General features: G+C 72.4%; 10 protein-coding genes. 5 read left to right on the top strand and 5 right to left on the bottom strand.

Annotated features, from left to right (window positions below; all coding sequences use genetic code 11):
* Nucleotides 1–36 precede the first annotated feature (36 nt).
* Together ACFW1A_RS31140 and ACFW1A_RS31145 are read right to left on the bottom strand one after the other, a co-directional pair.
* Nucleotides 37–1,515: an endo-1,4-beta-xylanase gene (locus tag ACFW1A_RS31140; protein WP_380414694.1), complete on the bottom strand. Its 1,479-nt coding sequence runs from the start codon at nucleotides 1,513–1,515 to the stop codon at nucleotides 37–39.
* Between the two features lie 207 nt (nucleotides 1,516–1,722).
* Nucleotides 1,723–2,739: a LacI family DNA-binding transcriptional regulator gene (locus tag ACFW1A_RS31145; protein ID WP_380414712.1), complete on the bottom strand. Its 1,017-nt coding sequence runs from the start codon at nucleotides 2,737–2,739 to the stop codon at nucleotides 1,723–1,725.
* Nucleotides 2,740–2,920: 181 nt separating this feature from the next.
* Here ACFW1A_RS31145 and ACFW1A_RS31150 point away from each other — a divergent pair, with 181 nt between their 5' ends.
* From ACFW1A_RS31150 to ACFW1A_RS31165, 4 genes are read left to right on the top strand one after another with little or no spacing between them, the layout of a single operon-like run.
* Nucleotides 2,921–4,252 (top strand): extracellular solute-binding protein, encoded by a 1,332-nt coding sequence (locus ACFW1A_RS31150; protein WP_380414696.1) that lies wholly within the window; start codon nucleotides 2,921–2,923, stop codon nucleotides 4,250–4,252.
* Between the two features lie 28 nt (nucleotides 4,253–4,280).
* Nucleotides 4,281–5,180, top strand: coding sequence for a carbohydrate ABC transporter permease (locus tag ACFW1A_RS31155; RefSeq protein WP_380414698.1), 900 nt, complete (start codon nucleotides 4,281–4,283; stop codon nucleotides 5,178–5,180).
* Nucleotides 5,180–5,998: a carbohydrate ABC transporter permease gene (locus tag ACFW1A_RS31160; RefSeq protein ID WP_380414700.1), complete on the top strand. Its 819-nt coding sequence runs from the start codon at nucleotides 5,180–5,182 to the stop codon at nucleotides 5,996–5,998. Before ACFW1A_RS31155 ends, ACFW1A_RS31160 begins: the two co-directional genes overlap by 1 nt.
* Before the next feature lie 56 nt (nucleotides 5,999–6,054).
* The gene (locus ACFW1A_RS31165) at nucleotides 6,055–8,475 is read left to right on the top strand and encodes a glycoside hydrolase family 3 N-terminal domain-containing protein (protein ID WP_380414702.1); all 2,421 of its coding nucleotides are present in this window, start codon (nucleotides 6,055–6,057) and stop codon (nucleotides 8,473–8,475) included.
* Nucleotides 8,476–8,576: 101 nt separating this feature from the next.
* On the opposite strand, the gene ACFW1A_RS31170 is transcribed toward ACFW1A_RS31165, so the two are convergent.
* From ACFW1A_RS31170 to ACFW1A_RS31180, 3 genes are all read right to left on the bottom strand, one after another.
* Nucleotides 8,577–9,446: a haloalkane dehalogenase gene (locus ACFW1A_RS31170; protein ID WP_380414704.1), complete on the bottom strand. Its 870-nt coding sequence runs from the start codon at nucleotides 9,444–9,446 to the stop codon at nucleotides 8,577–8,579.
* Between the two features lie 184 nt (nucleotides 9,447–9,630).
* Nucleotides 9,631–9,852 (bottom strand): helix-turn-helix domain-containing protein, encoded by a 222-nt coding sequence (locus ACFW1A_RS31175; RefSeq protein ID WP_380414706.1) that lies wholly within the window; start codon nucleotides 9,850–9,852, stop codon nucleotides 9,631–9,633.
* Nucleotides 9,852–10,337, bottom strand: coding sequence for a DUF2975 domain-containing protein (locus ACFW1A_RS31180; RefSeq protein WP_380414708.1), 486 nt, complete (start codon nucleotides 10,335–10,337; stop codon nucleotides 9,852–9,854). The genes ACFW1A_RS31175 and ACFW1A_RS31180 overlap by 1 nt, the downstream gene beginning before the upstream one ends.
* Before the next feature lie 188 nt (nucleotides 10,338–10,525).
* On the opposite strand from ACFW1A_RS31180, the gene ACFW1A_RS31185 reads away from it, so the two are divergent.
* Complete coding sequence (locus ACFW1A_RS31185; RefSeq protein WP_380414710.1) at nucleotides 10,526–12,148, top strand: serine/threonine-protein kinase; 1,623 nt, start codon at nucleotides 10,526–10,528, stop codon at nucleotides 12,146–12,148.
* The last annotated feature ends 148 nt before the right edge of the window (nucleotides 12,149–12,296 follow it).

Consider the following 12,296-nt stretch of genomic DNA (forward strand, 5'->3'; position numbering starts at 1 on the left):
CCGCCGTGGGGAGCGGCCGCCACCGGTGACGCACTGTCAGCCAAGGCTGCAGGTCGTGCCGTTGAGCGTGAAGGCCGCCGGGGCCGCGGCGTTGCCGGTGTGGCTCGCCTGGAACCCGATCGTGGTCGAGGCGCCCGGTGCCAGCGTCCCGTTGTACGACAGGTTGGTCGCGGTGACCGTGCCGCTGCTCGGGCTGACCGTGGCGTTCCAGGCCGAGACCAGGCTCTGGCCGGACGGCAGGGTGAAGCCGAGCGACCAGCCGTTGACCGTGCTGGTGCCGGTGTTGGTGAGGGTGATGTTCTCGGTCAGCCCGGTGTTCCAGGCGTTGACCGCGTCGACGACCTTGCAGCCGGCCGACGAGCCCCCGGTCGGGGTCGGGGTCGGGGTCGGGGTCGGCGTGGGGGTGGGGGTGGGCGTCGGGGTGGGCGTGGGCGTGGGTGTGGGCGTGCTGCCGCCCAGGGCTGCCACCGCCGCGTAGTACGCGGGCTTGGGCTGGTAGTTCGCGTCGTACATGGTTGCCGAGCCGTAGCCGGAGAAGAACCCGGGGATCCAGGAGTCGGCGTCGCCGACGCCCCACTGCGAGACGCCCACGCAGCCGGAGACCGCGAGGCAGTCGTTCACCACGGTGGTGTAGTCGGCTGCCTGCTGGGTCACGTTGGCGCTGGAGGCCGGGAGTTGGATGCGGTCGTCCAGCTCGGTCACCGCCACGTTCAGGCCGAGCGCGGTGAAGCGCTGCATGTTGGCCTTCATGGTGGAGGGCACCTGGCCGAGGATGAAGTGGCTCTCCAGGCCGATGCCGTCGATCGGCACGCCCTGGCTCTTGAGCGAGGAGACCAGGCTGTAGAGGGCGTCGCTCTTGGCGTTCTCGCCCTCGATGTTGTAGTCGTTCAGGTAGAGCTTGGCGGCGGGGTCGGCCGCGTGCGCGGTGCGCAGCGCGTCCGCGATGTAGCCGCTGCCCATCGCCGTGTAGAAGGCGTCCTGGCGCAGCGTCCCGTCGTCGTTGAACGGCTCGTTGACGACGTCCCAGGAGTAGACCTGCCCCTTGTAGTGGGTGGCCTCGGTGGTGATGTGGGTCTCCATCGCCGCCTGCACCTGACCGGTCGGCAGACTGCTGACCCAGGAGGGCAGTTGGCTGTGCCAGACCAGGTTGTGCCCGCGCACCCGCATCCCGTTGGCCTTGGCGTAGGAGACGATCTGGTCGCCGGGGGCGAAGTTGAAGGTGCCGTTGGACGGTTCGGTGGTGTCCCACTTCATCTCGTTGCCGGGGGTCACCATGTCGAACTGGGCCGAGGCGACCGCGGTCAGCGTCGAGTCGGAGAGGTTGGACTGGGTCAGCGCGGTACCGAAGTAGCGACTGTCGGCCTCGGCCAGCGTCTTCAGGCTGGTCCCGGCGGCGCCGGCCGAGCCGCCGAGGCCGGAGATCAGCAGCGCGCCGGCGGCGAGGGCGCCGGCCGCGGCGACGAGCGTGCGCCTGGCGGTGCGGGAGTGGTGGGTGGTCTGCGGGGTGTCGGGCACCGTGGTTGTCCTTCCGCGTCGGGTGGGGGAGCGGACGAGCGGTGGTGCGTGGCACGGCCGTGCTGCGGGGCAGGAAGGCCCCGAAAGTTTCGAGCACGTTACCGAATGCCGCGGTGACCGTAGCGGCCACCCCGACGGTCCGTCAACCGGTCCCCGCCGACGGTCCGCCCCGCGACCCGACCGCCCGCCCCACGACCCGGCGGACCGTCAGCCGGCCGGCGGCGCGGTGCTGTCCCGCTCCACCAGCGTGGTGGCCAGCTCGACCCGCACCGTGCTGGGCCGGTTCCCGCGCGCCAGGTCGAGCACCATCCGGGTGGCCACCTCGGCCATCTCGGTGAGCGGCTGGCGCACCGTGGTGAGCGGCGGGCCGACCCAGCGGGCCAGCGGCAGGTCGTCGAAGCCGACCACGCTGAGCTGCTCGGGGATCCGCAGCCCAAGCTCCCGGGCGGCCTCGTAGAGCCCGAGCGCCTGCAGGTCGTTGCCGGTGAAGACGGCGGTCGGCCGGTCGGGCATCCGCAGCAGCTCCAGTCCGGCGGCGTACCCGGCCTCGTGGTGGAAGTCGCCCTCGCGGACCAGGGCCGGGTCGAACGGCACCCCGGCGGTCTCCAGTGCCGCGCGGTAGCCGTCCACCCGGGCCCGGCTGCACATCATCCGGCCAGGACCGGCGATCACCGCGATCCGCCGGTGGCCCAGTTCCAGCAGGTGGCGGGTGGCGGCCAGCCCGCCGTTCCAGTTGGTGGCGCCCACCGCCGGCACCTCCTGGCCCGGGTCGCCGGCCGGGTCCATCACCACGAACGGGATGTCCCGGCTGGTGAGTTGCTCCCGCTGGGCGCGGTCCAGGCCGGACAGCACCAGCACCACCCCGGTCGGCCGGCGGGCGAGCACCCCGTCCACCCAGGACTGGCCCAGGCTCAGGTGCCCGGCGGACTCGGAGAGCACCAGCGAAAGCCCCTCGGCGCGGACCACGTTCTCCACCCCACGGATCACCTCCATCGCCCAGGCGCTCTCCAGCTCGTGGAAGACCAGCTCCAGCAGCGGGGCGGCCTGGGCGGCGCCGCGCCGACGGCGGTAGCCGTGCCGGCGCAGCAGCTCCTCGACCCGTTCCCGGGTGGCCGGGGCGACGTCCGCCCGGCCGTTCAGCACCTTCGAAACAGTCGGAGCCGAGACGCCCGCCTCGCGGGCGATCTCGGCCAGTGTCGCCGTCCCCGTCACTGCCGCCTCCATTTCGGTCGCTGCCTGCGGATTTCCGTCCGCTGAACGTTTCACGGGACGGATGGTAGCTCCTGGCGGGGCCGCGGGGGCAAGGACCCGACCCTGCGCAGACCCTTGACGCACCCGACTGTCACGCCTACGTTTCCGCACAACATTCGGCATTGTCTCCGAAACAATCGAAAGCAGGCAGGCGATGAGACTCCCCTCGACCGCTGGACGCACTCGATTCCCCCGCCCCCGACTGGTGGTCAGCACCGTGGCCTGCACGGCCGCCCTGGCGCTGACCGCCGCCTGCGGCTCCGGCGCCACCGCGAGCGGCGGCGGCGACTCCGGCACCATCCACGTCCTGGTCTACGGCGACGCGGGCAACACCGTCGAGAAGCAGATCGTCGAAACTTTCAACAAGACCTCCTCCGTGAAGGCCGTGCTGGACACCATCCCGGGGGCCGACTACCAGACCAAGCTGCAGACGGTGATCACCACGGCGCAGGCGCCGGACGTCTTCTTCAACTGGGGCGGCGGCAGCATCGCGCCGTTCGTCAAGGCCGGCCTGCTGATGCCGCTGGACGACCTGATCGCCAAGGACCCGGCGCTCAAGTCCAGCTTCCTGCCCGCGGTCTTCGACACCGCGGTGATCGGCGGCAAGTCCTACGGCATCCCGATGCGCGGCACCCAGCCGGTGCTGCTCTTCGACAACAAGCAGGTGCTCGCCGACAACGGACTCACCCCGCCCGGCAGCTGGGACCAACTGCTGGACGAGGTGCGCACCCTGAAGGCCAAGGGCCTGACCCCGATCGCGCTCGGCGGCGCCGACCAGTGGCCCACCCTGATGTGGTTCGAGTACGTCTTCGACCGGGTCGCCGGACCCGGGCTGTTCCAGAAGGCGGTCGGCGGCGACCCGAGCGCGTGGTCCAGCCCCGAGGCCGGCAAGGCGCTCACCCTGCTCAAGCAGTTGATCGACGCCGGCGCGTTCGGCTCCACCTACGACTCGGTCAAGTTCACCGACGGCGGCTCGCCCGCCCTGCTGGCCAAGGGCAAGGCCGCCTTCGAGCTGATGGGCTCCTGGGAGTACGCCACCCAGCAGTCGAGCAACCCGGACTTCGCCAAGGACAAGCTCGGCTGGAGCGCCTTCCCGAGCGTGGTCGCCGGGCAGGGCGATCCCAACGACCTGGTCGGCAACACCAACAACTTCTACTCGGTGCGCAGCACCACCAAGCACCCCGAGGCCGTGGCCCAGTTCCTCAAGCTGATGTACTCGGACCAGTTCGTGAAGGCCCAGCTGGCCATCGGCAACCTGCCGACCACCACCAACACCCCGCAGTTCCTCGGCACGTCGGCCTCCCCGGCGTACTCGACGTACCAGTACGACCTGGTCAAGCAGGCGCCGTCGTTCCAGCTCTCCTGGGACCAGGCGTACCCGCCCGCCGCCATCACCCCGATCCACCAGGCCGTGCAGCGCTTCTTCGACGGCCAACTGGACGCCGACGGCTTCGTCAAGGCCATGCAGGCCCTGCCCACTCCCTGACCGCCCGCCGACTCGGGAGCCACCCGCGATGATCCGCCTCCGTGCGCGCGGCCCGGCCGGGGCCACCCGCCCCGGCCCGCTGTGGGCACTGCCCGCCACCGCCTACTTCGCCGTCTTCGCCGTCCTGCCGCTGGTCCTGGTGGCCGTGCTCTCCTTCACCCGGTGGAACGGGCTCGGCGCGCCGAGCGCCGCCGGGTTCGCCAACTGGACCGCGCTGGTGCACGACCCCGTGCTGCTCAAGAGCCTGTGGCTCAGCGCACTGCTGACCGCCCTGGGCGTGCTGGTGCAGACGCCGATCAGCCTGCTGCTCGGCGTCTGGGCCGCCGGCCACCAGCGCAACCGGGCGGTGCTGTCCGCGATCTACTTCGTCCCGCTGCTGCTCTCCGCCACCGCCGTCTCGGTGCTCTGGCGGGCCCTGCTGGACCCCAACTTCGGCCTGCCCGCCGAGGCACCCTGGCTGTTCGGCGACGGCAACCTGCTGGGCAGCCGCAGCGGCGCGATCGGCGTGCTGGCCTTCGTCGGCGCCTGGCAGTGGACCCCGCTGCACACGCTGATCTACCAGGGCGCCGCCCGCGCCGTGCCACCCGTGCTGTACCAGGCCGCCGAGGTCGACGGGGCCGGCCGGGTGCGGCGGTTCTGGCACGTGACGCTGCCCCAACTGCGCAACACGGTGGTCACCTCGACCGTGCTGATGGTGGTCGGCGGGCTGACCACCTTCGACACGGTGCTCATCCTCACCCAGGGCGGCCCGGGCACCGACACCACCATCAGCGCCTACTACATGTACCAACAGGGCTTCAAGGCCTTCGACTTCGGCGGTGCGTCGGCGATCGCACTGGTGCTGGTGGTGGTCGCCACGCTGATCTCGCTGGTGCTGGTGCGGCTGTCCGGCTACGACACGATGCGCAGCACGGTGGAGGGGATCTGATGCGCCGGCGCCCCAACTACCTGGCCGGGTTCGGCTCGCTGGTCTGGCTCGGCGTGGTCGGCCTGCCGTTGTACGTGCTGCTGCTCACCACGCTGCGCAGTCAGTCCGACTACGCCACCAACGGGCCGCTGAGCCTCCCGCACCGTTTCACCCTCGACAACTACCTGCACGCCTTCTCCGGCGGCTTCGGCCGGGACCTGGTCAACACCCTGGTGGTCACGGTCAGCGTGGTGGCGCTGGTGCTGCTGCTGGTCCCGCCGCTGGCCTACGCGATCGTGCGCGGGCGCGGGCGGAGCAGCGCGCGGATCTTCCGGCTGTTCCTGCTCGGGCTGGCGATCCCGGCCCAGGCGGTGATCGTGCCGATGTTCTACGTGATCAGCCAAGCCGGGCTCTACGACGACCTGACCGGGGTGGTGCTGCCGACCGCCGCGTTCTGCCTGCCGATCTGCACCCTGGTGCTCACCGGCACGATGCGCGACATCACCCCCGAGCTGTACGAGGCGATGGCGGTGGACGGAGCCTCGCCGCGGCGGGTGTTCTGGCAGCTGGTGCTGCCGCTGTCCCGGGGCGGGCTGGCCACCGTGGTGGTCTTCGCCGCGCTGCAGGCCTGGAACGGCTTCCTGTTCCCCCTGGTGCTCACCCAGTCCGACGCGACCAAGGTGATCACGCTGGGCCTGTACAACTTCCAGACCGAGCACGGGGTCGACGCGCCCGGCCTGCTGGCCGCGGTGGTGCTGTCGATGCTCCCGGTGCTGGTCGTCTACCTGTTCGCCCGCCGCGCCCTGGTCCAGGGGCTGATGGGGGTCGGCGGAAAGTGACGGAGCATCAGATGGCATCCGGGCGAATGGAGTCCTGGCGAGTGGAATCCGGGCGGGTGGAGCCCTGGCGAGACGTCTCGCTGTCGGCGCGGGAGCGGGCCGAGGCGCTGATCGCGGCGATGACGCTGCGGGAGAAGGTGGCCCAGCTGGTGGGCGTGTGGGTCGGCGCCGCTGCCGACGGCGGCGAAGTCGCCCCGCACCAGCACGAGATGGAGGAGGCGGTGGACCTGGCGGAGCTGCTGCCGCACGGGATCGGCCAGTTGACCCGGCCGTTCGGCAGCGCTCCGGTGGACCCGGGGCTGGGCGCGCTGTCGTTGCAGCGCTCGCAGCAGCGGATCGCGGCGGCCAACCGGTTCGGCATCCCGGCCCTGGCGCACGAGGAGTGCCTGGCGGGCTTCGCCGCCTGGGGGGCCACCGCCTATCCGGTGCCGCTCGCCTGGGGGGCCACCTTCGACCCCGAGCTGATCCGGGAGATGGCCGCGGCGATCGGGCGGGACCTGCGGTCGGTCGGGGCGCACCAGGGGCTCGCCCCGGTGCTGGACGTGGTGCGGGACGCACGCTGGGGGCGGGTGGAGGAGACGATCGGTGAGGACCCCTACCTGGTCGGCACCCTCGCCACCGCGTACGTGCAGGGCCTGCAGTCGGCCGGGGTGGTCGCCACCCTGAAGCACTTCGCCGGGTACTCCGCGTCCCGGGCCGGCCGCAACCTGGCCCCGGTGGGGATGGGCACGCGGGAGCGGGCGGACGTGATCCTGCCGCCGTTCGAGATGGCGGTGCGGGAGGGCGGGGCGCGGTCGGTGATGCACGCCTATACCGACACGGACGGGGTGCCGTCGGCGGCGGACCCGGAGCTGCTGACCGGGCTGCTGCGGGGCCAGTGGGGCTTCGCCGGGACGGTGGTGGCCGACTACTTCGGGATCGCGTTCCTGAAACTGCTGCACGGGGTGGCCGAGGACTGGTCGGACGCGGCGGCGCTGGCGCTGGCGAGCGGGGTGGACGTGGAACTGCCGACCGTGCGGACCTTCGGGCAGCCGCTGCTGGACGCGGTGGCGGACGGGCGGGTGGCGGAGGAGGTGGTGGACCGGGCGCTGCGGCGGGTGCTGGTGCAGAAGGTGGAGCTGGGCCTGCTGGACCCGGACTGGTCACCGGTACCGCCGGTGCTGGCCGGGGTGACGGGAGTGGACGGCGACGCGGTGCCGGGGCGGGGGGCGGAGGGCTCGGTGCGGGGGCGGGTGGACCTGGACCCGCCGGAGAACCGCGCGCTGGCGGAGCGGGTGGCGGAGCGGGCGGTGGTGCTGGTGCGGAACGAGGGGGTGCTGCCGTTGGGCCCCGGTGCCCGCCGGATCGCGGTGATCGGGCCGAACGCGGACACGCCGCTGGCGTTCCTGGGGTGCTACGCGTTCCCGGTGCACGTGGGGAGCGCGCACCCCGAGGTGCCGCTGGGGATCGCGCTGCCGACGCTGCTGGAGCGGGTGCGGGAGGAGTTCCCGGAGGCGGAGGTGCTGAGCGTCGGCGGTGCGGGCGGAGTGGGTGGCGTCGACGGCGTCGACGGTGGGGGCGGTGTGGGTGGCGTTGACGGCGTCGATGGTGCGGGCGGCGTGGACGGCATCGCTGCGATGGTGGAACTGGCGCGGCGGGCCGACGTGGTGGTGCTGGCGCTGGGGGACCGGGCGGGGCTGTTCGGGCGCGGCACGAGTGGCGAGGGGTGCGACGCGGAGTCGCTGGAACTGCCCGGCGGCCAGCAGGAGGTGCTGGACGCTGTGCTCGATGCGGGCACCCCGGTGGTGGTCACGCTGCTGGCGGGGCGCCCCTACGCGCTGGGCCGGGCGGCGTCCGGGGCGGCGGCGATCGTGCAGTCGTTCTTCGCCGGGGAGGAGGGTGCGCGGGCGGTCGCGGGAGTGCTGAGCGGGCGGGTGAACCCGTCCGGCCGGCTGCCGGTCAGCATCCCGGCTCGTCCGGGGGTCCATCCCGCGAGCTACCTGTCGGCCCGGTTGGGGATGGCGAGCGCGGTGTCCAGCACCGATCCGACCCCTGCCTACGGATTCGGGCACGGGCTCTCGTACACGGAGTTCGCCTGGTCGGAGGTGACGGTGGAGCAGGACACGGCGCCCACCTACGGTGAGTTCGCACTCTCGCTGACCGTCAGCAACACGGGGGTGCGGGCGGGGACCGAGGTGGTCCAGCTCTACCTGCACGATCCGGTCGCGTCGGTGGTGCAGCCCGTGCAGCGCCTGATCGCCTACCGCCGCGTGCCGCTGGCACCCGGCGAGTCCGCCGAGCTGCGACTCACCGTCCCCGCCGACCTCGCGTCCTTCACCGGGCGGGACGGTCAACGCATCGTGGAGGCGGGCGAGGTGGAGTTCCGTCTGGCGGCGTCGAGCACGGACGTGCGGCAGGCGGTCCGGGTCCGCCTGACCGGCCCGACCCGGGTGGTGGACCACCGGCGCCGGCTGCATGCGGAGGTCCGGGTGCGGTAGGCGGCCCGGGTGCGGTAGGCGGCCCGGGGTGTCGGGGTGTCGGGGTGTCGGGGTGTCGGGGTGCCGCCGCTGGCACCCGGGCGCCGGCCGCTGGTGCCGGTCTAGGGGGTACTGGGGAACCGTCGGGCGATGGCCGAGGCGATCGCGTCCGGCGCGTGCTCCTGGACGAAGTGCCGGGCCTGCGGCAGCTCGACGACGTCCAGATCGGTGAAGGCCGCGCGCATCCGCGGGATGCAGGCGTGCGGGCGGAACACCATGTCCCGCATCCCCCACGCCAGCAGGGTCGGCCTGCTGCCGAGCAGGGCGGGCACCTGCTGGGCGAGCTCTTCGAGGAGGGGGCGCGCGGCGCGGATCTGGCCGGGCATCACGGCGAGGCCGCGCCTGGCCGCCGCGTCGGGCTGCACCGCGCGGTAGTGCTCGGCCTCCGCCGCGGTGAGCCGGCCCCCGAGTTCGGCGAGCAGCACGCGCTCGACGAGGAAGTTCCGTTCGAGGATCCGCCGTTGCATCGGGCGGCTGCTCATGACCGCGCTGAACGCCCGGTTGGCCACCGCCTCGACCGGCCAGAACACCGTGTTGCCCAGGACGAGCCCCCGCACCCGGTCCGCCCGCGGCACGACCGCGCCCAGGCCGATCGGTCCGCCCCAGTCGTGGCCCATCAGGACGAAGTCGTCCAGCTCCAGATGGTCGATCAACTCGCCGAGGACGGCGGTGTGCTCGGGGATCGTGTAGCCGAAGCCGGCCGGACGTTCGGAGAGCCCGAACCCGAGGTGGTCGACGGCGATGCACCGGTACCGGGCGCGAAGGGCGGTGATGATGCGGCGGTAGAGGAAGCTCCAGGTCGGCGCGCCGTGGCAGAGGAGGAGCGTCGGACCGGTCCCCTCGTCGACGTAGTGGAGCCTACCGGCGGACGAGTCGAACCACCGTGACTCGAACGGGTAGAGGGTGGGGTCGGGAAGGAAGTCGATCAGCATGGGATGCCCCCTCCGATGCGGGACTGCGCCCGTTGGATGCTACTGGCTAGTAACATATCTCGAAGTGGCGTGGCCCGGGGTGGATTTGGGGTCGCGATGCACGGTTGCTGTTGCTGTTGCTGTTGCTGTTGCTGTCGCCGTCGCTGTGGCTGCGGCTGTGGCCCCGACCGTCCGTGGCGGCCGGTCATCGGGTTGCGGGGTGCTCCGCCTCCCAGCGGAGCAGATCGCCCGGCTGGCAGTCGAGTGCCTCGCAGAGGGCGGCGAGGGTGGCGAAGCGGACCGCCTTGGCGCGGCCGTTCTTGAGGACGGCCAGGTTGGCCGGGGTGATCCCCACGCGGTCCGCGAGCTCGCCCACGGACATCTTCCGCCTGGCCAGCATCACGTCGATGTCGACGGTGATCGGCATCAGATCACCCCGTCCAACTCGGCCCGCAGGTGCGTCGCTTCGACATCGCGGGCGACGGCCTGGGCGAGCAGCATCCGGAGCACGAGCACGATGAGGGCGACTCCGAGGATGGCCAGGCCGATGCCGCCCATGATCAGCGTGACGCCCGGGTCGTCGCGCTGGCCCGGCGCGTTGACGGCCGTGACCGTGAACCACACGAGGGAGACCGCCACGATCGCGCCGATCACGCCGTCCACGTAGCGGAAGGCGGCGTGGGAGAAGACGGTGCCGCGCCGCACCATCGCCACCAGTCGCCAGACGCAGACCAGCGCGACCTGGGCCGACGCCAGCCCCAGGACGGTGCTCACCCGGAACGCGGTCAGCGGGAGCGATCCGTCCCCCGGCTTGGTGGCCAAGGCCCAGACCATCAACACCTGGATGAGTACGGTGCCGGTGAGCACCACTGCGAGCACGGCGCGCAGTGCGCGGACCGTCAGGTTTCCCATAGCCGTTCCTCCATCGAATCTCGATGGGAATCTATCGAATATCGATAGGTCGGGCAAAGTGGGCCCAACAGGCAGGCGCCGGGAGGGATTTGCCCGGGCGGGCCGGTGGCCGCAATGATCGGGCGGATCAGTCGGGCAGTCACGGGGGAAGACAGATGCAACCACTGGTGTCGGGGGATCCGTCGGTCGTGGGACCGTACCGGCTGCTCGGGCGGCTCGGGGCCGGTGGGATGGGACAGGTCTACCTCGGGCGCAGCCCCGGCGGGCGGACGGTCGCGGTCAAGCGGGTGCGGGCGGACCTGGCGGCGGACGCCGAGTTCCTGGGCCGGTTCCGCCGGGAGGTGGCGGCGGCGCGCAAGGTGGGCGGGGCCTGGACCGCGCCGGTGCTGGACGCCGACACCGAGTCGGCCGAGCCGTGGGTGGCCACCGGCTACGTGGCCGGCCCGGCGCTGCAGGACGCGGTCGCCGAGTTCGGACCGCTGGACGAGCAGGGCGTGCGGGCGCTGGTGGCGGGCCTGGCGGAGGCGCTGGGTGCGGTGCACGGGTTGGGGCTGATCCACCGGGACATCAAGCCGTCCAACGTGATGCTGTCGCCGCAGGGCCCGGTGCTGATCGACTTCGGCATCGCGCGTGCTTTGGACGGCAGCGGCACGGCCGGGCTCACCCAGTCCGGGTACCTGATCGGTTCGCCCGGCTACATGTCGCCGGAGCAGGTCGAGGGACGGCCGCTGGGCGCCGCCTCGGACGTGTTCCAGCTCGGTGCGGTGCTGGTCTTCGCGGCGACCCGGCGCGGCCCGTTCCACGCCGACAGCGCGGCCACCCTGCTCTATCTGGTGGCGCACGGTGAGCCGGAACTCGGCTCAATGCATGGTGAGTTGCGTGAGATCGCGGCGGCCTGCCTGGCCAAGGACCCGACGCTGCGGCCGACCCCGGCCCAACTGGCGGCGCGGCTGGCCCCGCAGGGTGCCCGCGGGCTGCTGGAGCAGGGCTGGCTGACCGCACCGCTGTTGGCGCAGATCTCCCGTCGGATGGCCGAACTGCTCGACCTGGACGCGGCCGTGGAGGAGGTGGGCACCCGCAGGCTGTCGGCGGAACGGCCCGCCCACCCGCCGACCGCCCGGGGCACTGGAGCGGCGGCCGCACCGCCCCGGGACCGGGTGGCCGACCTCCTGCAGGAGCGGACGGAGCAGCGGCACGCCGAGCAGAACCGCGTCGCGGACGTCCTGGGCCGGCAGCAGGCGCAGCGCACCAAGGAGGAGGAGCGCGAGGCGAGGGAGCAGGCGCGGCGGGAGCGCTGGGCGCTGCAGGATGAAGCGGAGCACCGGCGGGTCGCGCGGCGGCGCAACGTGCTCGCCACGCTCGGGACGCTGGCGATCACGGGCACGGTGGTCACCGCGGCGTACCTCGGCAACGGCGGCAGCGCCAGCAAGGACGGTGGCCAGTCCTCTGCCGGGACGGTGGCGGACCAGGCGCTCGCCGGCTTCTACGGAGACTGGCAGGGCACGCTGACCGGAAGCCCGGCGGGGACCGTGAAGTTCACCGTCGCCCGGCCGGCGCAGGCCGGCGCCACCATGGTGACAGCCGTCTTCGTCTTCGACGACAAGTCCAGCTGCCGGGTGGACTACGGGACCTTGCAGCGGATGGACAGCCGGCTCACCCTGGGCCGCGGCGTGGGCGAGGCCGGCAACGGCAGCGCCTGCACGCAACCGGCCGTGACGCTCGACCTCGGGCAGGACGGCACCCTGGAGTACGCGGGCACCGAGACTGCCGGCACGGTCCGCACGGCCCTGCTCTCGAAGGTCCAGCCCTAGGCCCTCTCTTTCGGATCTTGCCGGGCGCGCGGCGCCGGGCATCCCGCCTGGACGCACCGGCGAATCATCCAAGTACGACCCAGTACGAGGACGATCCGCCGGCACGCCCAGCCGGGCGCCCACCACCGCGCGCTGATCCGACAAGATC

The sequence above is a fragment of the Kitasatospora sp. NPDC058965 genome, from assembly GCF_042741245.1.
Taxonomy (GTDB): domain Bacteria; phylum Actinomycetota; class Actinomycetes; order Streptomycetales; family Streptomycetaceae; genus Kitasatospora.